General features: G+C 46.8%; 19 protein-coding genes. 7 read left to right on the top strand and 12 right to left on the bottom strand.

The genetic code is table 11. The annotated features are described in order from the left end of the window. Positions 1 to 36 precede the first annotated feature (36 nt). From K8U60_RS04975 to K8U60_RS04960, 4 genes are read right to left on the bottom strand one after another with little or no spacing between them, the layout of a single operon-like run. Complete coding sequence (locus tag K8U60_RS04975) at positions 37 to 1,404, bottom strand: glutamine synthetase family protein (RefSeq protein ID WP_223635270.1); 1,368 nt, start codon at positions 1,402 to 1,404, stop codon at positions 37 to 39. Between the two features lie 2 nt (positions 1,405 to 1,406). Next, the gene (locus tag K8U60_RS04970; protein WP_223635267.1) at positions 1,407 to 2,591 is read right to left on the bottom strand and encodes a M20 metallopeptidase family protein; all 1,185 of its coding nucleotides are present in this window, start codon (positions 2,589 to 2,591) and stop codon (positions 1,407 to 1,409) included. Beyond that, a complete protein-coding gene (locus K8U60_RS04965; RefSeq protein ID WP_223635264.1) occupies positions 2,584 to 3,963 on the bottom strand; it encodes an APC family permease in 1,380 nt (459 codons plus the stop codon). Before K8U60_RS04965 ends, K8U60_RS04970 begins: the two co-directional genes overlap by 8 nt. An 18-nt stretch (positions 3,964 to 3,981) precedes the next feature. Then, positions 3,982 to 5,139, bottom strand: coding sequence for an amidohydrolase family protein (locus tag K8U60_RS04960; protein WP_223635260.1), 1,158 nt, complete (start codon positions 5,137 to 5,139; stop codon positions 3,982 to 3,984). A 192-nt stretch (positions 5,140 to 5,331) separates the two neighbouring features. Here K8U60_RS04960 and K8U60_RS04955 point away from each other — a divergent pair, with 192 nt between their 5' ends. The 7 genes from K8U60_RS04955 (at position 5,332) to pdxA (ending at position 13,025) form a co-directional block, all read left to right on the top strand. Then, positions 5,332 to 7,053 (top strand): sigma 54-interacting transcriptional regulator, encoded by a 1,722-nt coding sequence (locus tag K8U60_RS04955; protein WP_223635257.1) that lies wholly within the window; start codon positions 5,332 to 5,334, stop codon positions 7,051 to 7,053. Then, positions 7,046 to 7,171 (top strand): hypothetical protein, encoded by a 126-nt coding sequence (locus K8U60_RS04950; RefSeq protein WP_317851906.1) that lies wholly within the window; start codon positions 7,046 to 7,048, stop codon positions 7,169 to 7,171. Before K8U60_RS04955 ends, K8U60_RS04950 begins: the two co-directional genes overlap by 8 nt. A 216-nt stretch (positions 7,172 to 7,387) precedes the next feature. After that, positions 7,388 to 7,630 carry a hypothetical protein gene (locus tag K8U60_RS04945; protein WP_223635255.1) on the top strand — a complete coding sequence of 81 codons (243 nt, stop codon included), beginning with the start codon at positions 7,388 to 7,390 and terminating at the stop codon, positions 7,628 to 7,630. Between the two features lie 222 nt (positions 7,631 to 7,852). After that, positions 7,853 to 9,562: a sigma-54-dependent Fis family transcriptional regulator gene (locus K8U60_RS04940; RefSeq protein WP_223635252.1), complete on the top strand. Its 1,710-nt coding sequence runs from the start codon at positions 7,853 to 7,855 to the stop codon at positions 9,560 to 9,562. 175 nt (positions 9,563 to 9,737) lie between these two features. Continuing rightward, positions 9,738 to 10,730, top strand: a complete 993-nt coding sequence (locus tag K8U60_RS04935) for a 2-keto-3-deoxygluconate permease (protein ID WP_223635249.1) — start codon at positions 9,738 to 9,740, stop codon at positions 10,728 to 10,730. A gap of 14 nt (positions 10,731 to 10,744) precedes the next feature. Further along, entirely contained in the window at positions 10,745 to 12,040 is a 1,296-nt protein-coding gene (locus K8U60_RS19100) for a four-carbon acid sugar kinase family protein (RefSeq protein WP_223635247.1), read from the top strand. Then, the gene (gene pdxA / locus K8U60_RS04925; RefSeq protein WP_223635244.1) at positions 12,027 to 13,025 is read left to right on the top strand and encodes a 4-hydroxythreonine-4-phosphate dehydrogenase PdxA; all 999 of its coding nucleotides are present in this window, start codon (positions 12,027 to 12,029) and stop codon (positions 13,023 to 13,025) included. The genes K8U60_RS19100 and pdxA overlap by 14 nt, the downstream gene beginning before the upstream one ends. Before the next feature lie 152 nt (positions 13,026 to 13,177). Here pdxA and K8U60_RS04920 read toward each other — a convergent pair whose 3' ends face one another. The 8 genes from K8U60_RS04920 to K8U60_RS04885 form a co-directional block, all read right to left on the bottom strand. Then, positions 13,178 to 14,038, bottom strand: coding sequence for an RCC1 domain-containing protein (locus tag K8U60_RS04920; protein ID WP_223635241.1), 861 nt, complete (start codon positions 14,036 to 14,038; stop codon positions 13,178 to 13,180). 46 nt (positions 14,039 to 14,084) lie between these two features. Continuing rightward, positions 14,085 to 14,660 carry a hypothetical protein gene (locus tag K8U60_RS04915; protein ID WP_223635238.1) on the bottom strand — a complete coding sequence of 192 codons (576 nt, stop codon included), beginning with the start codon at positions 14,658 to 14,660 and terminating at the stop codon, positions 14,085 to 14,087. 205 nt (positions 14,661 to 14,865) lie between these two features. Next, a complete protein-coding gene (locus K8U60_RS04910; protein WP_223635236.1) occupies positions 14,866 to 16,899 on the bottom strand; it encodes a beta-galactosidase in 2,034 nt (677 codons plus the stop codon). Between the two features lie 30 nt (positions 16,900 to 16,929). Further along, positions 16,930 to 18,654 (bottom strand): glycoside hydrolase family 35 protein, encoded by a 1,725-nt coding sequence (locus K8U60_RS04905; RefSeq protein WP_223635234.1) that lies wholly within the window; start codon positions 18,652 to 18,654, stop codon positions 16,930 to 16,932. Positions 18,655 to 18,978: 324 nt separating this feature from the next. Continuing rightward, on the bottom strand, positions 18,979 to 21,189 hold the full coding sequence (locus tag K8U60_RS04900) for an alpha-galactosidase (protein WP_223635232.1): 2,211 nt from the start codon (positions 21,187 to 21,189) through the stop codon (positions 18,979 to 18,981). A gap of 367 nt (positions 21,190 to 21,556) precedes the next feature. Then, the gene (locus K8U60_RS04895) at positions 21,557 to 22,384 is read right to left on the bottom strand and encodes a carbohydrate ABC transporter permease (protein WP_223635230.1); all 828 of its coding nucleotides are present in this window, start codon (positions 22,382 to 22,384) and stop codon (positions 21,557 to 21,559) included. Then, positions 22,381 to 23,328, bottom strand: a complete 948-nt coding sequence (locus K8U60_RS04890) for a carbohydrate ABC transporter permease (RefSeq protein ID WP_223635228.1) — start codon at positions 23,326 to 23,328, stop codon at positions 22,381 to 22,383. The genes K8U60_RS04895 and K8U60_RS04890 overlap by 4 nt, the downstream gene beginning before the upstream one ends. Before the next feature lie 111 nt (positions 23,329 to 23,439). Further along, positions 23,440 to 24,738 carry an ABC transporter substrate-binding protein gene (locus K8U60_RS04885; RefSeq protein ID WP_223635226.1) on the bottom strand — a complete coding sequence of 433 codons (1,299 nt, stop codon included), beginning with the start codon at positions 24,736 to 24,738 and terminating at the stop codon, positions 23,440 to 23,442. Positions 24,739 to 24,800 lie beyond the last annotated feature (62 nt).

Below are 24,800 nucleotides of genomic sequence, written 5' to 3'. Positions count from 1 at the left end.
TCACTCTTTCCAACATTTAAATGCCTATTCTCTTTTTTAATAAATAGTAGAATACAATTTGCGTTCCCATTCTTCTACTCGGTAAAAATGCAAATTCCATTCTTCTTGTTTAACTTTAATGAATTCCTGCCAGATATCACGTCCAATGGTTTCGGCCAAAATTGTATCTTCCTTCAAATGATCTAATGCCTCTTTAAGGTCACGGGGCACCCATTCGATGCCGAGCGCTTCCAGTTCTTGACCGGATAAGCTTCCCGCATCTTTTTCGAGCGGCATTCCCGGATTCATTTTTTGACGGACACCATGAAGGCCCGCAGCGATTAGGGAAGCAGACAGTAAATACGGGTTGCATGTTCCATCTGCGCCGCGATATTCAAAACGTCTTTCACGCCGAGGCTCGAGTACACGCACCAGGCTCGACCGGTTACCGGCACCGTAACAGATATGTGCAGGTGCCCATGAACCAGGCACCATCCGTTTATAGGAATTGACCGTCGGAGCTCCGATGGCCGACAAAGCTTTTCCGTGATGAAGAATACCGCCGATAAAGTGATAGGCGGTTTCAGACAGGTCCAACCCCCGGCTGTCATTGCTGTCTTTAAACAAGTTTTTTCCCTCATCAAACAAGCTGATATGAACATGCAGACCGCTGCCCGCCAAATCGTTGAACGGCTTCGGTGCCAAGGTCCCCACCATTCCCATTTCTCTCGCCAAATGTTTGAACAATTGCTTGAACGTCACCTGATCGTCGGTGGCCTTCAGGCAGTTATCGTATTTCAAATTGATTTCTACTTGTCCCGGGCCATATTCACTGGAGACCTGTTCGGTTTCCACGCCCATTTCCGACATGGTTTCGATGAATCTTTGGATGAATTCATCCTGGATATCCAGTCCGTCAGTCGAAAAACAAGGACTACTGTCCGCCGGCACCAATCGACCTTCTTCTTCTTTCAATAAATACGCTTCCTGTTCATAGACCATCTTGATTTGTCCGCCTAAAACGTCTTCTGCCTCTTTCAATAACTTTTTCAAGGCGCTGCGGGGACACCCTGCCCATGGATTGCCATTTTCATCAACCAGGTCACAAAACATCCGGGCAGTCTTCCGTCGATGTGGTAAGACGACGAATGTCCAAGGGTCCGGCATAGCGAAAAAGTCTCCAGCATCTGAGCCGTATAAGGGGTTTGGAATATACGTATCGAACATTGTGAAATCCATGATTGCTGCACTGAAGTTGACTCCTTTTTCCATGGCGTCTACAATCTGCTCACGTCGGATCGTCCGAGCCCGCGTGGATCCAGTGTAATCTAGGAATTCGATCCGGATGTAATCAATGTCCTCTTTTTCGATTCTACCGAGGATGTTGTTGATTTCCATCTGCTTTTCTGAAGTTTGTTGAGTCATTTTCAGGACCTCGCCTTCTGCAATAATTTCATTGCGTAATTTACGTATAAACTGACTCCTGTCAAAAGGACCGAGTCATCAAAATTGAATTTCGGATGATGCAAGTCATAAGTAATCGGGTCTTCTTTTTTAATCCCCAGCCGGAAATAGATGCTGGGTACCCTTTCAGAAAAATAACCGAAATCGTCCGCACCAAGAGAAGGCTCTGCCAATTCGTATACATGGCTAGACCCCAGCAAATCGCGAGCTGTTTCAATGAACAGCTCCGTCATGGCCGAATCGTTATCGATAGGAGGAGCGCCGAGCGTAAATTCCGCTTCCACTTTCGCGTTCCATTGAATTTCTGCAACTTGGCAAACGCGTTCAATCTCTTTTTGTATTTGTTGCCGGATCCCTGCGTTCATAGAACGGTAAGTTCCTTCCATCACCAAGCTGGAAGCGATGATATTGCTCGCTTCTCCCCCATTGATCTTTCCGACATGAATGACCTTCGGATGAACGGGATCGATTTTTTTAGCGGCTACAAGCTGCAGGGAATGAAGAATTTGTGAAGACACGGTAATGGCGTCGACTGCTTGATGCGGTCTGGCGCTATGGCCGCCTTTTCCCATAACAGTTATTTTGAAGTCATCACAAGAAGCTGTCATGCTTCCTTTTTTGATGCCCACGGTTTCGTGCGGCAAGTATGGCCAGACATGCAAAGCGGTCACCGATTCAATTTTCGGGTTTTCCAGAATCCCTTGGTCGATCAATGCCAGTGCAGCGCCGTCGGCTTCTTCGCCAGGTTGAAAAATACAGCGGACAGTTCCTGTTAGTGTATCTTTGTTGCGATTTAATTCGTAAACAGTGCCCAGTAAAATTGCAGTATGGCCATCATGGCCGCATGCATGCATGACGTTCTCTTTTTTTGAACGGAAATCGACTTCCGCTTCTTCTTGGATTGGCAGCGCATCGATATCCGCCCGCAGGCCGATTGCTGGACCTTCGATGTCACCCGTGATGTCTACATAGACACCCGTCTCTCCGATGGTTTGATAAGGAATTTCCCATTCATTCAATACGGAGCAGATATAATTGACCGTTTCGTATTCCTGAAAGGATAACTCCGGATATTGATGCAAATGCCTTCTAATTCCAATGACACGGTCAGCCATCTCTGAAGAGATTCTGTAAAGGGTATCAGTCATTTGTCATTTTCTCCACTTCCACTGGTCCTTCCGTCTGCCGGGAACCGGGTTTATTGAAAATCATAAATAAAATAAGTAGTACGGCAAGCCAAATTCCCCCGCGAACCAATGTCATGATGGAACTGACGAATGACCCGTATAAAATCACGGCGATGCCGATAAAGCTCAAAATTGGAAATAGCGGAAACAACGGCTGTCTCCAAGACAATTGCGCCACTTCTTCTTTATGCTTAATACGGAACAAAACACCAGCGATTAATGCAAGGCTCCAGGAGAACAACCACGCAATTACCAATTGGTTTGATAGTTCAACATAAAGGAAGTCAGGGTTTATCTGACCCACAAGGATCAATACAATGGTGATTGCCCAAATGACGATAATAGCGTTGACAGGTGTATACGTCTTCGTATGAATCGATCCTAAAAATTTTGGCAGCATGCCATCACGTGCCTGTTGATAAAAAATACGGGAAGCGGCGTACATAGTACCCATCAAAATACATGTAGCTGCAGCAATCCAAGCGGCGATGTTCATAATGAATGCACCTGCCACTCCAAACACTTGACCGGCAGCCACTGTGAATGGTGAACTGTCCATCGTGACTTCGTTCCATGGAATAATACCTTGCAGCACAAAATGTGCGAATGAATACAACACAATGAATGTCACACTTGCCCAGATTAACGCCCGGGGCATATCACGCTGTGGATTGATGGCTTCCGCTCCAGCTGTTACCAATGTCAATGCGCCAAGATATGCGTAAGTTCCAAGCGGGATGGCACCGAAAAATCCTTCAAGACCATAAGGCATCATCGGTGAGAAGTTTGCTAAATCAACATCCTTCAACCCAATCACCGCAAACACCACCATCACTCCAACAAGCGCCACTACCATATATAATTGGAAGCGGGCGGTGAAAACCGTCCCTAGAATATTGACCAGTGCAAAAAGCGTAATGAAGAATATCGCGAAAAACGCTGGCCACCAGCTGCCTGTCAAGCCAGGGAAGAACCACATTGTGATGGTTCCGAGTGCTAAACCGACACTTCCTCCTGCAATGATCCAACCGATCGCAAAGGTGAAACCTGCTAAAAAGCCCCAGGATTTCCCCATCATTCTTTCCACCCATAGCGACATCCCACCGGCATTCGGCATGGCAATCGCCAATTCGATCAAAGCCATAATCAAAAACAATTGGGACAATCCAGCAACCAGATAGGAGATGATTGAGCTCGGGCCGGCTGTAGCAATTCCTTGCCCCATTAAAAGGAAAATACCATCTCCGACCACCGCACCTACTCCCAATGCCCAGATATGCCAAAACTTTAACGTTCTTTTTGGCTCTAAATCAAGACTTAAATGATGACTCATATCGCTTCCCCATTTCGTTTAAATTTTTGTCTGATAGATTTCTTCAAAATTGCGATATAAAATCATTTCCCCTATATAACGTGCTTTTTCCGCATTCATATAATCTTTTTCCACCCAGTCATTCAAGACCCGTTCAAAACAGTCAATGAAAATCTTCACCCCCATCCAATTCATTTCAGGTATAGTAAAAGCATCTGAGCCATACATCACTTTATTGAAAGGCGCTAATTCGAGTACTTGTGAAATGATGCGCTCGACGCCGTGGCCAGCAAATGGATTCTGCAAGGAGATATCCATGTAGACATTCGGCAAGATGCTGACAATGAACGCCGCCTCTTCCATCCATGGATAACCGCCGTGCACTAAATGGACTTTGGTGTCCTGGTACTTTTCTTTCCTCAAGGTATCTAGAAGAAAACTTGGACTTGCTTTGGTCATGACTACATCTCCGTCACCGATGCCGGTATGGATATGCATGAATTTGCCGCTCGCTGTGCATGCCTCCATCGCCAAATGGAAGCAATAATCACGGAATGCTTTCGCGGGCAGCCGGTCATTCCGGGTAAATTCGGCGTAAGCTTGGACCGCTGCATCCTCATCCATTTCCAAGACTTCCAAACCGCTTCGGTAAGCGATGATGGTCTTCAGTCCTACGATTCCTTCCTTAGACAAATCTTCTTCGAGCTGTTTTTTATAACGGGACACGAATTCATCGAAATTCAGTCCCTGTTTGCCCAGTTCAACCATAATCGGTTCGATGCGGCTGATTTCCCAGACGCGGGCTCCGCTCAACTCTTCAAATTCGCTTCGATCAAGCGGCGGCTGCGGATAGCCAAAATCCATTATCAACCCTTTCAGTTGTACATCTTGGAACAATTCCTTTGTATATTCCCCATAATCTGCTGCTTTTTTATTGCGGGCTTTCACGATCTCTTCCAAGCTTTCCTCACATGAATAATATTGCGCCATGTTTCTCAGCAAAATCTGGATCCACATATTTGAATTGGGCACTGGCCGGTGTTTTTCAGTACTTTCTTCTTTGCTGAACATATTCGGATTGACGGACAACGATAACTTTTTCAAAAAACTGATAGCGTCTTCTTCCCCTTTTGCTGCTACAAAAGGATGTGCGTGGACATCCACGACCTTCACACCGTTTAAATTCACTTTTTGCATCTTCTGACATCCCCTTTAACATTTTTCATACGCAAAATTCTTTACGCAAAAATTCTTTCTTCCACTTAAAACCGATTAAAAAGATAAAAAATCCATCATAAAAATTCTAATCACTGTGTTAATATGTATTATATGTTTTTTAAAAATATTCTTACAATTAACCGAAAAATATTTTTACGGGGGTGATGTATTTTGAAACATAAACAAGAAGTGTCTTTGTTGGGAGAGATAGCGGATTATTTATTTGAGGGTCTTGTGTTAACTGATGAAGAAGGATATATCCGGTCGTTGAACCAGTCATTCAGCAACTTTTTTCCAAAACTTTTACGAAGCGATCTCCTCAACAAACGAATAGGTGACACGATTCTTTCGAAAGATTTGAATCATTTTTACCGACACAAACAAGACATGCGCAACATCCACTTGTCCATTGGTCTTTTTCAGTTATTGGCCAATTTCCATGTATTAAACAATGGATTATTTCTGTTGAATTTCAAGAACATCACTAAAATCCAGCAGTTGGGCGATGAGTTAAAGAGTACCCAACAACATATCCGTTCTTTTCAATACATACTCAATACGTTGGATGAAGGAATTTGTGCTATCGACAATAACCAGAAAATTATCTTCTATAATCGAAAGATGGGCGAATTGGATTCAAGAGAGCCTGCCGGCGTCATTGGGAAACTATATTCTTCCATTTTTGAAGACAGCAGTTACGCGGAAACACCGATACTGCATTCCTTGAGCGCCGAAAGGAAACTGACTCAGAACGAAGCTTTTTTCTCCAACACGGGAAAACGATATATTGTAAAGAGAAGCAGCGAGCCCCTTTATTTGGGAAGCTTGAAGACAGGTGCCCTGTCAACTGTCAAAGACTTTTCCGATACCGCCGCCATGGCGGAAACCATCTTCCAGTTTAAAAACAAGAAGCATACAACCGGCGCTCCAATCAAAAAAGCCGACATTCCACCACCAATCGTGCACGTGAGTAAAACCATGCAAAAAGTGCTGCAGCAAGCTCGGCTTGCAGCTGATTCTACTTCCAACCTGCTGATTTGCGGAGCTCATGGAGTCGGTAAACGGTTGATTTACAAACATATCGTTAATCAGTCCCAGCAACGCTTGGATGATGTACACGAAATTAATTGTGCGGCGGTTTCTGAGCTATTGTTGGAAGAAATATTATTTGGCAGTAACGGATCTGCCGGTTTGTTGGAGCAGCACAGTAAAGGCATTATTCTGCTCGGCAATATCGACCACATGTCCATTTCTTTGCAGAAAAAAGTCTTGGAGGTCATCAAGGAACAGAAACTCCGTGTTACAGCGAAGGGCAAAGAAGTCCCGGTGACTGTGCAATTTATCACCTTATTGTCTGACAAGCCACATCTGGCGCTGCAAAAAGGGGCACTCCTGGAAGACCTTTTTTATGCACTGAGTTCCATCACGCTGAATATACCGGCGCTCCATGAGAGAAAAGAAGATATTGCGCCTTTAATCGAACATTTGCTGAAGAATGAGGACGAATCCCAAAAGATGAAGAATTATACTGTTTCATCTGAAGCCATGAAAATTTTAACGAACTACCACTATCCAGGGAATGTGCTGCAATTGAAATACATTATCGAAGGAGCCCGAGCGTTGGTTAAAGAGGACAATGGCCTTATCACGCCTGATCATTTACCTACTTATCTTGTCCAGCACATCGAGCTCGAAAGTAATTTGCCATTTCTGAGTAGTTGCAACTCCCTAACTGAACAAGTAGAAACGTTTGAGAAAGAATTGATTTTAAGAATGTTGAATAAAACCAATATGCATATTACCCATACTGCTGAAAATCTGAGCATCTCCAGACAAAGCCTAAACTACAAAATTCGCAAATACGCCATTAAAATTACTAGAGAAGTTGATTGAATACGAAGTAAATACAGAGCCGGAGCTATGGACGAGTATCGGCAAGTTTAAATTGAATTTGGTGAAGAAAGTGGATATCCGTAAACTTGATAAGGTGATTGCGGAAGCGATTTTATAAGTATCAGTTAACAACCCTATTACTACGAATAAGCCATTCAGGTTTGATTTATAAAATCGCAGTCAAAACAATAGATAGACCCCTAATCAGCAATACAATTAGAGGTCTATTTTTATTGATATATAAGTATTGGAACTCCCATACTTTTACCATATGGTAAGGTATAGTAAGAAGTAAATTCAATACGGAGACAGTACAAGTTGAGGAGTGGAGACAATGAGAAAAGGGTGGATTTCAATCATCGGCGGATTCGTTTTAGGGATAGTCATTTCCTTCTTTACACTTGAATACAACGGTTGGCAAATTATAAGACACGGTAGAGATGGGATGGCTTACCAAAAAATTAACGACCTTGATATTGATCTTCTGCATAATTCTTTCTTAATTATCGTTGTATCTTGTATTGGAATTTATTTCGTTTTAACTTTGCTTGAAAAACGAAGAAATAGAGTCGATTAGAAAAACAAGGTGATACGACCCTATAAGAACCAGTCACCTTTTCTATCAATTTAAAAATCCTAAGATTTTTACAAAAAGAAATCTCCTCCACCTTAGTAGTTTAATATTGTCGTTATAGAATTCCTCGCCCTTCTGTCTCTTCCAGCATTCCTAATTTCATTGTCCCCTCCCGTAAAATTGATATAATGGCAAAAGAGAGTTTGAAATGAGGAGGCTGCCGGAATGAGAAAGATTCACATCGGGGTGATTTCACCATATGAGGCGATGTTGCCGCTTATCGATGAATTAAAGGAAGAGCAGTCTGATTTACTGATTGTTGCGGAAGTTGGCGATTTGGAACGAGGCGTAGAGCTGGCGCGCAGGATGGAACAGAATGGAGCCGATATTCTGATCAGCCGCGGCGGAACTTCCAAGATGATCAGAGAAGCTGTATCGTTGCCGGTTGTCGATATCCATATCTCCGGTTATGACCTGCTGCGCTCCATCATGTTGGCGACTGGCCATTCGGACGAGAAGAAAGCATTGGTCGGTTTTCCGAATATCACGTTAGGAGCCGCTTCCATTATCAGTCTGCTGGAGATTGACATGAAAGTCGTAACGATCTCTGGTGCATCTGAAGTGGAATCGATTTTACTTGAATTGAAGAACGAGGGATATTCGACAGTCCTGGGGGACGTTGTCACAAGCAACTCCGCAGCACAGCTCGGGATGAACGGCTTACTGATCCAGTCGGGCCAGGAATCCATATTGGAATCTTTGGAGGAGTCACGCCAATCGTTCAAATCCCAGCAAAAAAGCCAGCAAGTTCTCCGGGTTCTGCGGGAATTGCTGAATGACTCAAAACAGGATTTGCTTCTGTTAACTGACGATGGACAGATCCTATTTGAGAATTGGACTGCCTTTAAAAAGCTGCCTGTTACGGAAGAAGAGCTGGCAACCATAAAACAGCAGGTACTCGAAACAAACGAACAGACCATTAAGATCATCGAAGACGCGAAAATTCCGTTCCGGATAAACGCAAAAATCATAGAGGACAGGGATGGCAAGATTGTTTCATTCAATTTCAAGCGCCTTTCAAAGGCATCGGCCAAATCAACTGTTGTGAGGATTGAACACCTCAATCAGCTGCATTCTCTTGTGGCAGCAAGCGCGGAAATGACAGGGATTAAGAATTTGATCGAAGAACCTGCCGTTGCCGGTGACACGCTTGTGTTAATCGGGCAACCTGGGACAGGCAAAACATCGGTGGCGCGCTATCTGCATACCTTCCACCAAAAGAACGGGTTGTTTGTCCACGTGAAAATGGATGCTTCCCCTCTGTCTTTGGAAGACATTGAATTTTTACCGAACTCCACTTTGCTGCTGGAGTTCAGCAAATCACCGAACTTAACTCATACCCATAAAATCCAGGACTTGATGGAGCATCTTGGGAAAAATACGGTACAGCTTATTTATTCGCTGCCGGCTTTTCCGAGTTCCTTTGAAGAAGAACTGGAGTTGCAGGAGGCACTTAAAATCCAGCTCCCTTCTTTGGTTAACCGGCAGGAAGATATCGAATACCTGGTGCGCCAATTCCTGACTGAGTTTCACCAGACGCTTGGGACACGTCCGATCAAAGTCCGGGATGATGCGATGCAGGAATTGAAACGTTATAACTGGCCAGGAAATCTTAACGAATTGAAAGCGTATGTTAAGAAGTTGGCGATTTTGGAAAAAGACTACGTGATTGAAAAAGAGACCTTGGATCAAGTGCCGTTTACAGCTGATTTCCAACAAGGAAATCCGTTATCTCTGGACAAAAATGATACATTAAAAGAAATCGAGAAAAAGATTATCGAACAGGTGCTGAGAGAAGAAGATTTCAACCAAACAAAAGCAGCAAACCGATTAGGGATTAATAGAGCTACTCTTTGGCGCAAACTCAAAAACTGAGTTTGCGTTTTTATTTAGCTAAAATCGTTGCATTTTTAAACTACTTTTCATTTTTCAGATAAAAAAAAACTCTTATAAGTGTTGCATTTTATTCAATAAGTTTTATAGTGGGTAATGAAAGCGTTTACTGATGTCAGATTCTTGCAACTACAAAAAATAGAAAAGAGGGTTCAAAATGAAAATTAAAGCTACATTAGATCGTATTCCTGGAGGTATGATGGTTGTTCCGTTGTTATTGGCAGCTGTCATCAACACGGTGGCACCAGACTTATTGCGGATTGGCGGATTTACAGAAGCACTTTTCGTAGACAGTGCCAGTGCATTGATCGCTTTGTTCCTCCTCTGTACCGGAGCTCAGATTAACGTTCGAAATGTCGGTGTGTCTCTTGCCAAAGGCGCTACCTTACTGACGACCAAATGGATTGTCGGTGCTTTGTTCGGCTTGATTGCTTATATGTTTGCTGGTGACAACGGATTGTGGCTGGGGCTTGCACCGATTGCCATTATCGCTGCGATGACGAACAGCAACGGCGGACTTTTTGTCGCACTTGTTGGACAGTATGGCAATAAAGAAGACCGCGCTGCCTATTCATTATTGGCATTGAATGACGGACCCTTTTTAACGATGGTGGCACTGGCAATTTTCGGAGCCATGGGCTTTGTTGATGGTCTCTTCTCTCCTATTTCGTTTATCGCCGTCTTGTTGCCGATCGTCATCGGGATGATTCTTGGGAATTTGGATGAAGATATGCGTTCATTCCTGGATAACGGCAGTTCGATGCTGATTCCATTCTTCGCCTTCGCACTTGGGATGGGGATTGACTTCAATGCCATCATCCAAGGTGGACTTGGCGGAATCATACTTGGCCTCATGACCGTATTCATCACAGGTACTGCTGGATACTTCATCTTTAAAGCATTGAAATGGAACCCGATTGTCGGAGCTGCCGAAGGTTCAACGGCCGGTAATGCCGTCGCTACCCCAGCTGCCATCGCAGCGGCCAGTGCCAGCTTTGCTTCCGTCGTTGATATTGCCACGGTGCAGGTGGCTGCTTCCACTGTGACAACGGCGATTTTGCTGCCATTGTATATCGGCTTCCTGGTGAAGCGTCTTGAACGTAAAGGATTTATATTCGAAAATGGAGAAATGCTGAAAAAACAAGCTTAGAGGAGTGACAGATAGTGGGAACTCGAATTGGCATCATTGCCGATGATTTTACAGGAGCAAATGATTCCGGAGTCAGGCTAGCTCAAAAAGGCTTGAAATCCCGAGTGATTTTAACCGATTCATATAAACAGACCGACCAGGACGACACAGCTATTGATGTTTGGATCGTCGATACCAACAGCCGTTCCATGAATGGCGAAGATGCTTACCGGGCCGTTTTCAAGGAAATTGAAGCCCTGAAAAAAAGAGGTGTCGATGCCTTCTATAAAAAAATCGACTCCACTTTGCGCGGCAGTGTTGCCGCCGAATTGAAAGCGATGCAAGATGCAACGGCTTTAGACGCTATTCTTGTGGCACCTGCCTTTCCAAGCATGGGCCGAACCGTTGAAGGCGGAAAACTTTACATCAACGGACTGCCTGTTACGGAAACGGAATTTTCACGTGATCCCAAGACACCGGTTTTGCACGATTTCCTTCCTGATTTATTGGCAATGGAAGGTGTTAAGATTACGGTTCTGGACCGCACTATTCTATACGGCGAGACGCCCGAAAAATGGGTAGCGGAACAAATCCAGGCCGGCGTCAACTGGATCGTCTGTGACGTCACGGAAGAAGCCGATTTTCCATTGCTTGCCGCTCTTGAAGCAAAATTGGACTTCAGCATCGGCTGGGCTGGCTCTGCTGGCATGATCAACCATTTGTATGCGCCGAAGCAAAACACAGACCCAAAGAGATCTTTTGACGGTCCGATCGGGAAAATCCTGATTGTCTCCGGCAGTTTGTCCGGAAAAACACAGGATCAATTAGCCGCTTTGGAGAAGCGCTCCGCAACCCGGATGATTGAAATCGATCCACTGGAGTTATTGACGGCCCCGGCACGTACCTTGAGCAAAGTCGAAGAACTCGGGCAGCCGGCAGACTGGGACAGCGCAGCCCTTTATGTGGGCGGTTCACAGGAAAACCGTGATAAAGTTAGTGAATGGGCCGCTGCCAATGCGTTGACGGCTCATCAGACCAGCAAAGGCATATCGGAAGGATTGGGGCACCTTGTAGAGAAGGCTCTCGCGGTCTCAGACTTCGATGCCATTATCATGACTGGCGGAGATACGGCTAAAGACATTTGCGCCGTGCTCGGCATCCACGACATGGAGCTGTTGTTTGAAGTTGAAGCCGGCCTTCCGCTCGGTATCGCCAAATGGAATAAAAAAGACATTGTTGTCATCACGAAAGCTGGCGGATTTGGAACACCCGAATCCATCAGCCATTCAGTAGATTATTTGAAGGGAGCAGGATTACATGGAAACGACTAGACCAATTATCGGAATCACCATGGGTGACGCAGCTGGAGTTGGACCGGAAATCATCTTAAAGAGCTTTGAACATGACGTGGTTCATGAAACCAGCCGCTCGTTTGTTATTGGAGATGCTTCGATTTTAGAACGCGCCAAGAAATTTACAAACAGCACAAAAACGATTCACCGCATTGAAAATCCTTCCCAGGCAAAGTTTGAAAAAGACACGATTGATTGTCTGGATTTGGGCTTGTTGACGGATGACTTGCCAATCGGTGAAGTGTCGCCGGAAGCCGGAAATGCAGCTTTTCAATATTTAGCGAAAGCCATCGAATTAGCGAACGAAAACGAAATCGATGCTATCTGCACCGCTCCTTTAAACAAAGAAGCCCTGCAAAAAGGCGGCCATATGTATCCAGGCCACACAGAAATTCTAGCGGAATTGACAGGAACCAAGGACTATTCCATGATGCTGTCAGCGCCGAACCTGAAAGTCATTCATGTAACGACGCACGTAGGGATCATTGATGCCATTAACATGATTACGCCGGAACGTGTTTTGCACGTCATCCAGCTGGCTCACAATACGCTGACAAAAGCAGGCATTCAGAATCCAAAGATTGCTGTTTGCGGAATCAACCCGCATGCCGGCGAAAACGGCTTGTTCGGGTATGGCGAAGAAGAGGAAAAAGTGATACCTGCTATTGAAAAAGCCGTGGCAGAAGGAATCGATGTGCAAGGACCACTCCCTGCCGATACGCTGTTCTTCAGAACCGTTCGAGGAGATTTTGATATTGTTGTTGCGATGTATCATGACCAGGGCCACGCACCGGTCAAAGTGCTCGGTCTTGAAGCAGGCGTCAACATTACCGTCGGTTTGCCGATCATCCGCACGAGCGTAGACCACGGAACGGCTTTCGACATTGCCGGTACAGGTATTGCGGATGAAAACAGTTTAATTGAAGCCTTGCGGCAAGCGGTGGAACTGGCTCCAAAAAGATAAGTATTAATTTCCACCTAAGTAAATTTAAGAAGAAGATTTCTATTGAAAGAGTCAGGACCCTATAAATCGGTCCTGACTCTTTTAGTTTGGATTTTCATTGTTGAAATAACAATTTTATCTCCTACATCATATCTCAACCATCTGCAATCTTTTCATTTGTTAGATGGCTGAATACAATTCCATTCCTTCACATTGCACTGCCCTTCCTCATTCCGGCCTGTTGCCATCATCGTGCCATCCGCTTTCAATCCAATCGTATGCGCACAGCCTGCTGCAATGGCTACAATATTAGAGCAGCCGACTACTTCGCATTGCCCTTCTGTATTACGACCCATTGCCACTACACTTCCATCCCTTTTAAGCCCGACGGTATGGTTGCTGCCTGCTGTTACCTCGACAATTCCTCGCCAGTTTTCTACATCGCATTGTCCATCTTTGTTCAACCCAGTAGATTTGACTGTTCCATCCGATTGAAGTCCGACACTGTGAAGATACCCCGCTCCTGCCTCAACGATGTCATACCAGTCGTTCACTTTGCATTGTCCATAACGGTTGTTTCCAGTAGCGACCACTGTACCATCGCTTTGGAGACCAAGCGTATGCCAGTCGCCTGCTGAAACTGAGACAATATCGCGCCAACTGCTGACATTGCACTGACCTTCATTGTTCCGACCAACTGCAATTACGTTGCCGTCTGCCTTTAAACCAACCGTTCGACGCCATCCAGCCGTTATTGCCGCAATGCCTTTCCAGTCGTTTACCTCGCATTGATTGTACTTATTCCAGCCAACCGCGACTGCCTTACCGTCTCTTTGCAGTCCGACCGTATGAGAGCTTCCGGTATGAGAACTTCCCGCTGCCACTGCTACGATGTCCCGCCAATCGTTGACATCACATTGGCCATGTTTATTGTCCCCCACAGCTAAAACTTGGCCAGTTGATTGGAGTCCGACGGTATGGCGATATCCAGCTGCAATGGTCTTCTTCGGCCATCGTCTTATCTCTAAAGCCATATTGGCCCTCCTTAAAACAAGCTTACTTAGGAAAGATTTTTCACGGCTAATCTTCAATCAGCTCAATCAGCCGAATCACTTCTTCATCCTCCCCTGGCTCTATCTCGACCACCTCCGTATTTTCAATCATGTCGTTATAAAACTCTTCACCCGCAGGATACTCGCCATCCCAACGCAGCGGCACATTGTACACATTGATCGTCCCATCTCCATTGCTGCTGTAGGTCACGGAACCGTCCACCAAACGCGATCCGGCGAGCTGGATGACAGGTTCCGGATAAGCGGCGCTTGTGTCATCGTCCGGATTCAGCGGCGTGCCTTCCGGGATTTGCTGGACGTACAAGCCGTCTATCTCCTGGTTCGGCCCGAGCTGCCGCCACACTCTGGCGTACTCGATCTGCTCGCTGGAATACTCCGATAAGGCATCTTCGCCTGAACCGGAAGCAGCTTCATCTGTAATCGCTTCATCTGTTGCGTCTTCTTTTCCTCCCTCTTCCAATGGCATTTCCTCCGGTTCGCCCCGCGCTTTTGAAGCATCCATGATCGGTGCATCTTCTTCACCACAGCCAGCCAACAGCAATAAAGCAGCACTCACGTAAATGAGCTTCCCTACCTTCTTCATCTGTCCGCCTCTCCTTTCTTTTATTCCAAATAGATAAGTTAGCACTCTATTCGATAATTATGGTTGGTTTTCCTGCTCCAAACTTATGAATTCCTCGAAATCTATTCGTTAAAAAACCCATATGGACCGCTCCTCCAACGTCAGATTAATCTCCAACGATTTCAGTGCAGTCCACATGGGCTCTTCATCTATTCACTTATCTTACTTACACTTTTGCCAAAATCAACACGCCTTTTTCTTTCAGGACCAGATTTCCGCTCACTTGTTCATCCGTCAGCACTTCCTTATAAGCGCTGTCCTGCAGCTCGATCGTGACTTCTTCGTTGTTGTGGTTCAACACGAATAGGTAGCTCTGGTCGTCTTTCACACGTTCGGTTGTTTCGACGCCGTCCGGTACAGCAAGCAATGGCTCGACGCCTGCTTCTTCGCAGACTGTCTGCAGGAAGTCGACGAGGAATTCCGCGTCCGGGCTTGACGCGACATACCACGCTTTCCCTTTTCCGTATTTGTTGACGGTCAGCACTGGCATGCCTTTATAGAAGTCGGAACCGTATTCCGCGACCGCTTCTGCGCCTTCTGTGTGGATCAAATCAAACAGCAGGTTGCATGAATACTTGCCGCTCATTTTCCCGCGGACTTCATTCATGACGATTTGGTTGGTTTCGTCCGGGTGAAGCGCATCGATTTCTTCCGCCCAAATGCCAAGGACGTTGCGCAGTTCACCAGGGTATCCGCCAAGTGTGACGATATCGGTTTCATTGACGATGCCGCTGAAGAAAGTCGTCAGGAAGGTTCCGCCGTTTTCGACGAACTTCTCGACTTTCGCTGCGTAGCCTTCTTTGACCATATACAGAACCGGTGCGATGACGACATCGTATTTGGTCAAATCTTCTTCAACACCGATCATGTCGACTTGGACATTCAATTTATAGAGCGCGTCGTAGTATTTATGGACTTCATTGACATAATCGAGCGACACGGAAGGCCCGCTCGACAGTTCGGTCGCCCAGCGGTTTTCCCAGTCGAAGACGATCGCCACTTTGGCGTTGACCCGTGCATCAAGCAAGGTATCGGATAGTTGATTTAGTTCTTTCCCCAGTTGCGCAACTTCGTTGAAGACGCGCGTGTTTTCGTGTCCAACGTGTTCAATGACCGCTCCGTGGTATTTCTCGCAGGCACCGACTGAACGGCGCAGCTGGAAGTAGAGAATCGTATCTGCCCCGCGGCCGATTGCCTGGTAGCTCCATAAACGCATGACGCCTGGACGCTTCAAGGAGTTGTACGGCTGCCAGTTTTGCTGGCTCGGCGTCTGCTCCATCAGCATGAACGGTTGACCGCCTTTTAAGCCGCGCATTAAATCATGTGTCATGGCCGTGTAGCTGTATGGCGTATCGATCGCCGGGTAGTTATCCCACGACACGACATCCATTTCTTTCGCCCATTTGAAGTAATCCAGCATTGGGTAAGTGCCCATTAAGTTGGTGGTGATCGGAATATTGGTCGGCACGTGCTTGCGGATGGCCTTGTATTCCAGCTTGTAGCAATCCAACAGACTGTCAGACTGGAACCGGCGGTAATCGAGTGAGATGCCTTGGAAATCGGAGACATTGTCTTCACGTTCTTCGCTCAGCATATTCGGTGCGACGATTTCGTCCCATTCGTAGAACGTATGCCCCCAAAATCCGGTATTCCAGGCTTTGTTGAGCTTTTCGATTGTGCCGTATTTGTCGCTCAGCCAGCCGCGGAAAGCATCCTGGCAGTTGTCACAATAGCAGTAGCCGCCGTATTCGTTGGATACGTGCCAAATCAAAACGGCCGGATGGTCTTTGTAGCGCTCCGCTAATTTCTCAGCAATTTTCTCTGAATACTCGCGGTAGGTCGGGCTGTTCGGGCATGAGTTATGCCGGCTGCCGAATTTGCGTTTTCTGCCGTAGAAGTCCACACGTAAAACGTCCGGATATTTCTTGGCCATCCATGCCGGATGGGCTGCCGTGCTTGTTGCCAGGCATGTGTAGATGCCGTTTTCGTATAGGCGGTTGATTTTGTCATCGAGCCAGTCAAAATTGTACGTGTCTTCATTCGGCTGATTCAATGCCCATGAAAAGACATTTAACGTGGCCACATCAATCCCTGCCAGTTTGAACATCCGGACATCTTCGTCCCAGATTTCTTTCGAATCCCATTGTTCGGGGTTATAATCCCCACCGTGCCAAATCTTCGGCAATTTATCGTTAATCATTCCATTCCATCCCTTCTATTTTAAGCTCGGTCAGCTCAGTTTCGGCTGATCCAATAATTGGATTTGGTCGGTCGTGGAGTTCTCCAGTTCCAGCACGACGATTTCATTGTTTTCCTTTTTCAGCAACGGGCCTGGCAAGTAAAGCCGTTGCTGCGGTCCCGCTGTGTTCCAGTAGCGCCCCAGATTAAAGCCGTTGATGAAGACATTGCCTTTCGTAAAACCGTGCGTATCGATATAAGTATCCAGTCCTTCCGCCGCATCGAAGAAACCACGGAAGAATTTCGGGAATCGCTCTTCCCCGCTCAGTTCATAAGCCTCAGGCAGCCGGTCCATCTCGATTTTGAACATTTCCCAGTGGAAGAAATACTGTTCGCCGAGCCAGAGGTTTTTGATCAAGCCTTTCGGGTCGGTCAAATGTTCCCCGTAATTGGCCCGTCCCATGTTCTCCACCAGAATCTCCAGTGTGTTTACGGTGTCCGGGAAATCCACTGTCACCATTTTTTCGGTATCGTTGATATAGGTGGTGGTGATGTAACGGCCGTTGACGTAAATAAACCCACGGTCCCGGATATTGCTTGAATCGAACTTCATTTCGCCTTGGCGATTGACGGTCGTGCGGTAAAGGGTGTAGCCGTATGCCTGGTCAATGTCTTCCATCGCCAGCGGCACAATGTGCTCGACTTTTCCGCTGATATCATCCAGGACATCGAACAAACTGACCACCTCTGAAAGTTCGACGTTTCCGTAAGTTTTCGCCGATGGGCTCTCTTCAAAATCCGCAGGCACTTCCCTAAACTCGCTCAAGACTTTCTTGACCGCCTTGTATTTCCCGGTGATTGCGCCGCCCTCCGTCAGCAAGCTGTCGTAATCATAGCTGGTGATCGTCGGGTAATAGATGTCGTAATGGTTGGCGCCGTTCATGAAGCCGAAGTTCGTGCCGCCGTGGAACATGTAGAAATTCACGGAAATGTTCTTGTCCATGATTTCCTTAAAGACCGCAGCCACATCGTCCCCGCTCCGCACCGTATGTTCTCCGGTCCAATAATCAAACCAGCCAATCCAGAACTCCGCCACCATTTTCGGTGAGCCCGGCTTGAAGGCTTCCAGCGCATCAAACGACTCGTCCACACGCGAACCAAAGTTCAGCGTCGTCGTGACATCCGGCAACGAGCCTTGCTTGATGAAGTCCGGACCGTCTGAAGTGAACAGGAAAGTATCGAGTTCGTGCATTTTGTATTGTTCTCGATAGAAGTCAAGGTAAGCCAAATCGTTGCCATACGCACCATATTCATTTTCGATCTGCATGGCGATGACCGGACCGCCGTTTTGATACAGGTGCTTTTTGAACTTCGGCAGCAACTCCGCAAAATAATCTTCCACGTGCTTCAGGAAAGACCGGTGGCTGCTTCGCATGACCAGGCTTTTGTGTTTCAACAGCCAGGACGGCAATCCGCCCATTTCCCATTCCGCACATATATACGGCGATGGACGCAGGATCACATAGAGTCCTACAGCATGCGCCAGCTCGATAAAGCGTTCGATATCCGCCATTCCGGAAAAGTGGAACTGGCCTTTTTTCGGCTCATGGAAATTCCATGGGATGTAGGTTTCGACCGTATTCAGCCCCAAAGCCTTCAATTTCAGCAAGCGGTCTTCCCAATGCTCCGGCACTGTACGGAAGTAATGCATCCCACCCGACAAGATCTGGAAAGGCTCGCCCTCAAAATAAAACGAATCGTTTTTAGCAGTCAGCACGTCGACGCCTCCTATGTAAGTTGAGATGATGGATTTTCGCTACTGATATTCCGTAAACAGTTCCGCTTTCCTGCGGGCTTGCGCCGAACTAACTCGTGCTTGCGCCCGAGTGGATTTCGGCACTTCGCTATCCCGCTGGAGTCTCCACTGTTTACTCCATATCTTTAGGTAGAATCAACAGAAACAAAGTTGCTACTTATTTTTTACAGTTATCCAGCGCCGGCGCGTCCACGGGCTAAGCGAAGCACGAAGACAGATGGTTTTCCTGGCTTCTTGCGGAAGCTATGCCCAAAGCGTCCGGCGCGGCATTAGAACTCAACACCACTACACTCGCTTTAATTTATAAACAACAGAAGAAAAGTCTGCCGGATGTTCATTCCTGCGGTAACGGTTCAGCTGCAGGCCTGCGCCCATCAGTTCGTCGCCGTAGAAGGTGGCGTCGATTCCATCGATTCCGTATTCGAATTCCGGATTCAAGCCTTTGAAGAATATCCGGGTAAACCCTGGATTTGGCTTCGCCAGCACTTGGTAATGACCAAGTATCGCCTCGTTCTGGTCTTCTGAAACCACCATCCAACTGGTTTGATTGCCATCTTCCGCGAACGGGCTTTCGATTCGGTAAAATTGCCCTTGCTGAATCAGGGAGCGGTTTTCTTTGTAAAAAGCGATTTGCTCCTTCACGTCTTCTTTTTCTTCATTCGTCATCATCGTCACATCGAGTTCGTAGCCAAAAGCGCCAAAGTACGCGACGTTTGCCCGTGTTTCGAGGCTCGTGATCCGTCCCACTTGGTGGTTTGGTACGGCGGATACGTGCGCGCCCATCGAGCTGATGGGATACACCAGCGAAGTGCCGTATTGGATCTTCAGGCGTTCAACCGCATCGGTGTCATCGCTCGTCCACCCTTGCGGCGCATAATGCAGCAAGCCCGGATCGAACCGGCTGCCGCCTCCCGCACAGGACTCGAACAAGACATGTGGAAATTCCGCCGTCAGCCGTTCATATAAGGAATAAACGCCCAGGATGTAACGGTGCGCCACTTCCCGCTGGCGGTTTGCCGGCAATTCCAAAGAACCGATTTCCGTCATGTAGCGGTTCATGTCCCATTTCACATATGAAATCGGTGCATCCCGCAACACGTCTGCCATTAAGCTGTGAATAAAATCCACAACTTCCTGTCTCGAGAAATCGAGAACGAACTGGTTTCGGCCATGCGACATCTTGCGGTTTGGAACGTGGATCACCCAATCGGGATGGGTTTTGTACAGCTCACTTGCTTTTGAAACCATCTCCGGTTCAAACCATAAACCGAACTCCATCCCCAAACCGGTAATATCTTTTGCCAATTGGGTGATGCCGTTCGGAAGTTTGCGCTTGTCTTCAAACCAATCGCCTAAGGATGTGGTGTCATCATCGCGTTTGCCGAACCAGCCATCGTCCAGAACAAAAAGCTCTACACCGAGCTCTTTGGATGATTTGGCGAGCTCAAAAATTTTCGTCTCATCAAAATCGAAATACGTCGCTTCCCAGTTGTTGATCAGCACCGGACGTTCCTGATCGCGCCATTTTCCACGCGCCAAGCGGGTCCGATACAATTTATGGAAAGTCTGGCTCATGTCATTCAGGCCATCCGCTGAATACACCATGACCACTTCCGGCGTTTGGAACGCCTCGCCGCTTTCCAATAGCCAATTAAAATCAAACGGGTTGATGCCGATCATCATGCGCGTTACGTCAAAATGATCCACTTCCACCTGCGCCAGGAAATTGCCGCTGTAGACCAAACTTACGCCGTACACTTCGCCTTGGTGTTCTGTCGTCGCTGGACGTTTCAGCGCAAGAAACGGATTGTGCTGGGCACTGCTCGTTCCTCTTGTACTGGCGATACTTTGGATGCCGGGAACCAGTTTGCGGTTTTTAACATGCCGCTCCCTTGCCCACGATCCCGACAGCTGCACCATCTCAAAATCCGAATCCGGCAAATCGATGCTGACGCTCATCACCCGCGTCAAATTCACATCCGCCTGCCCGTGATTGATAAACTGGACAGATCGGGCAATCGCATTCAATTCTTCAAAAATCGTATATGAAAGCCGGACTTCCACATCAATTTCTCGATCGTATAAAAAAATCTCCAAAGTGGTTGCCTCATTTTCATCCTCCACATAAGTGGCCGGCAACCCTTTCAGCTTCTTTTTCCCTTTAAAGATCTGGTGGTCCTGGTACACAAAATTGGTGATGCGGCTGCCGCCTTGCTGCAGCACCTGATACGCCGGCTCCCGGAAATCCGACGTACCATACGCCGGGTATTCCTGTTTGATCACATCCAGCGAAAAAACCAGATCGCCTTCATTGACGCAAGCGGTATTCGGGGTAGCCTCGATATGAAACAAGCGCTGGAACGACTCACGATGACGCAGCTTCTTTCCATAATAAAGCTGGCCCAACTGACTGTTTTCCAAAACGCTGAAGATATAACTCGTTTTCTCGGTTTGCAGATGAAACTCACGTGTGGACTCGTTATATAAAATCGGCACAATTTACCTCCTACTTAAAGTTATAGAAGTTGATGTTTGCAATTTTGCATGACGATATTCCGCAAAACAGCTGCGCTTGCCGCGGGCGAGCGCCAAGCCTCCTCAGGCGCTTCGCTCCTTGCGGGGTCTCGGCTGTCTCGCTACCCCGCAGGCGTCTCCGCTGTTTTGCTCCATATCTAAATATTTAGTAGTAGAAAAGTATTGTTGCTTTTATTACATAAACTAATTAGCGCCGGCGCGTCCCAGGGCTGAGCGAAGCAAGAAGACAGGTGCTCTTCCTGGCTTCTTGCGGGAGCTGTGCCCAAAGCGACCGAAGCGGCGTATAAAAGCAATACCCAGCTACTAATTGGAGACAACTGACTACTATTTAACCCTTAACCGACCCCATCATTCCCGCAACAAAATGCTTCTGCATGAGGAAGAATACGAGAGCAGTCGGCAATGTTGCGATGACGATCGCTGACATGATCACGCCGTAATCTGGTGAATAGCTCGACCCTAAATTTGAAATCAGCAACGGAATCGTTCTTTTTTCAGGTGATTGCAGAATGACCAACGGCCACAAATAGTTGTTCCAGCTGTTCATGAACGAAATGATCGCCGCTGCTGCATATGTCGTTTTCATCGTCGGCATATAAATGCGGAAGAAAACGCCGATCTCACTCAAACCATCAATCCGGCCCGCTTCCACCAGATCTTTCGGGAACATCTTCGTGTTCTGCCGGAAGAAAAAGATAAAGAACGCGGTGGTCGCGGTCGGCAAAATGACGGCACCGAGTGAGTCAATTCCAATGAACGGTGCGGTGTCGCTGATGCTGCCGAACATGCGGTACAAGGGAACCATGATCGCCGCAAACGGAATCATCATCGACAACAGCAAGATGGTGAAGACGATGTCTTTTCCTCGGCTGCGGTGAATCTCAAAACCGTAGCCCGCAAGCGATGCCAACAACAGCGTCAAAATTGTCGTGATGATCGCAATGATGGCTGAGTTGATTAAAGCCGGAACAATATCCACGGTCGCAAATAAAGTCTTCATGTTTTCGATCAAATGCGTCCCCGGCAACAAGCGTCCTTGCGTCACATCGACCGATTTATTGGTGATGCTGACAAGCATCCAAAGGAAAGGGAAAATGGAAACAATGGCTGCGAGGCTTAGAAACGTGTAAATGAAGATTCGTTGTAGTTTTTTCATTTTTTCTCACCCGCCACTCTGAATTGAATAATCGAAAGGATTACCACTAAAATTACGATGACGTAGGAAACGGTTGACGCATAACCGAAGTCAGGCGTGTATTCGAAAGAAAGGTTGTAGATGTATTGCGAAATCGAAATCGTTGCATTTCCGGGTCCGCCGTTGGTGATGTTGACGATTTCATCAAAGATCTGCAAGGTACCGATCGTGGATGTGATCGACGTGAACAAAATAATCGGCTTCAGCATCGGAACGGTGATTTGGAAAAACTGCTGGATGGAGTTGGCTCCGTCGATTCTTGCCGCTTCGTAAATCGACTTATCGACGTTCTGCAAAGCCGCCAGATAGAAAATCATGTTATAGCCCGTCCATCTCCATGTAATCGCCAGGATGATGACGACTTTCGCCCAAAACGGATCGGCTAAAAAGTTAATCGTCTGCGAGATGAAACCGAAATTGAGCAGGAATTGGTTGATGATGCCATCGATGCCGAACAAGTATTTAAAGACGACCGAATAGGCAACCAATGAAGTGACACAAGGCAAGAAAATCGCGATTCTGAAAAACCCTTTGAATTTCAATTTCGGGTCATTCAGCAATACGGAGAAGAATAATGCCAATACAATCATCAATGGCACTTGGATAAGCAGGTAAATGGATGTATTGGTCAGTGCTGCGATAAATGTCGGATCGCCGAACAACCGCTGCCAGTTATCAAAGCCCACATATTCCAGGTTCGCGCCCATCCCCGATTGAAAAGATAGGAGAAAGGCTTGAACCATCGGATAGAAGTTAAAGATGCTGATGGCGATGATTGAGATAATGACAAATAGCCAACCAACTTTCCTTCTGAAAAAGACACCGGTTTTCTGGCGTTTGGTCTCTTTATAGCGCAAGCTCACTGGAAGATCCAATTCACCTTTTTTCGTTGATTGCTCCCTCATGTTTCTCATTCCTCCTATAAAAAAGCCTTGAGTTGTGCCGGGCTGGTGAGCGATAAAGCACTTCTACCAGTTATTCGGCGGCAACTCAAGGCTTCATTAATTTCCACTCAATTATTTGAGTTGTGCTTCAGCTTGTCCCTGGACATTTTCAAGTACTGTCGTAAGCTCTGCGCCGTTCAAATAATCTTGCATTCCCGTTACCAGGATGTCTTCAATTGCATAGGTGTGCAGGCCATAGTTAACGCCTGGAATTTCGTCTGTCCATGTAGAAAGGTCGGTGATGAGCTGCTGTCCACCGAAGAATTCATCTTCTACTGCATAGGCATCCCCTTCAGCTGCTGGTGAGTATGTCCCAAGAGCACCGATGTCTTTTACAAGTGTTTGGTACAGGTCAGGATTTGAACCGAATGTGTTAAGCAAGAAGTCTGCCGCTTGTTCTTTGCCGTCCACGTTCAAGACGTACCATGAGCTGCCGCCCAAGTTGGAAGCATTGACTGCTCCGTCCATATCCAATCGTGGCATTGGCACTACTGCCCAGTTGCCGGATTGGTCTGCTGCCTGCTTGACGCTTGGCGTGATCCAGTTTCCTGTTGGGACACTGGCAACATCTCCGCTGTTGAATGCGCCGACAAACTGGCTCCAGTCAGAAACGATTTTTGCGATGTCCGCATCCATCATCTCTTTGTACGTTTCAAATGCTTTCTCCAGTGTTTCGTTGCCTGCCAGGTTCGGTGTTGAACCGTCTTCATCCACATACCACGAACCGTTTGTTTGGATCATCATGCGGACCTGCGCCAAATCGTTCGGGTCCAATGTCAGCATGTTCTTGCCTGTTGCTTCTTTTACGTCTTTACCGATTTCAATATATTCCTGCCATGTGATGTTCGTTACGTCTTCTACTGTGTAGCCCGCTTCTTCAAGGTAATCCGTACGCACATACAATGCCGCTACACCTGAATCGAACGGCAATCCGTATTGTTCACCGTCATAGCTTGTCGTCGCAATTTTGTAATCTGCAAAGTCATCTGAACTGATGACATCCGTCAGTGGATGGAATGCATCCGGGTAAGCTTGCAGGAAGCTTTGTGCACGGTAATCCTCGATCAGCACAATATTCGGCATTCCGTTTGTCGTACCAGAGCTAAGCCCCGTGTTCAGTTTTTGAATGATATCATCCTGTGCATTTTCAATGACATTCACTTCGTACTCACCGTCACCGTCGTAAGCTTCTTTTGCTTTTTCAAGAGCTGCAATGTTGAATGCCGGGTCCCAAGCCCAAGCCGTTATCGTGTCCAAGTCTGATGAACCTTCTGAACCGCTGCCTCCACTTGCTTCTTCATCCCCGGAAGAACAAGCTGCTAAAACGACCATGCCGACTACCAGCAATAACATAAGATAAAACTTCTTCATCAAAAATCCCCCTTTTTGTAAGCGCTTAACTTTTCGCCTTACATACAGTATAGCGACACAAA

Source organism: Planococcus circulans, assembly GCF_020023385.1.
In the GTDB taxonomy this organism is placed as follows: domain Bacteria; phylum Bacillota; class Bacilli; order Bacillales_A; family Planococcaceae; genus Planococcus.
The sequence above is the reverse complement of the archived record's forward strand: the minus strand, read 5'-3'. Positions and strand labels throughout refer to the sequence as shown.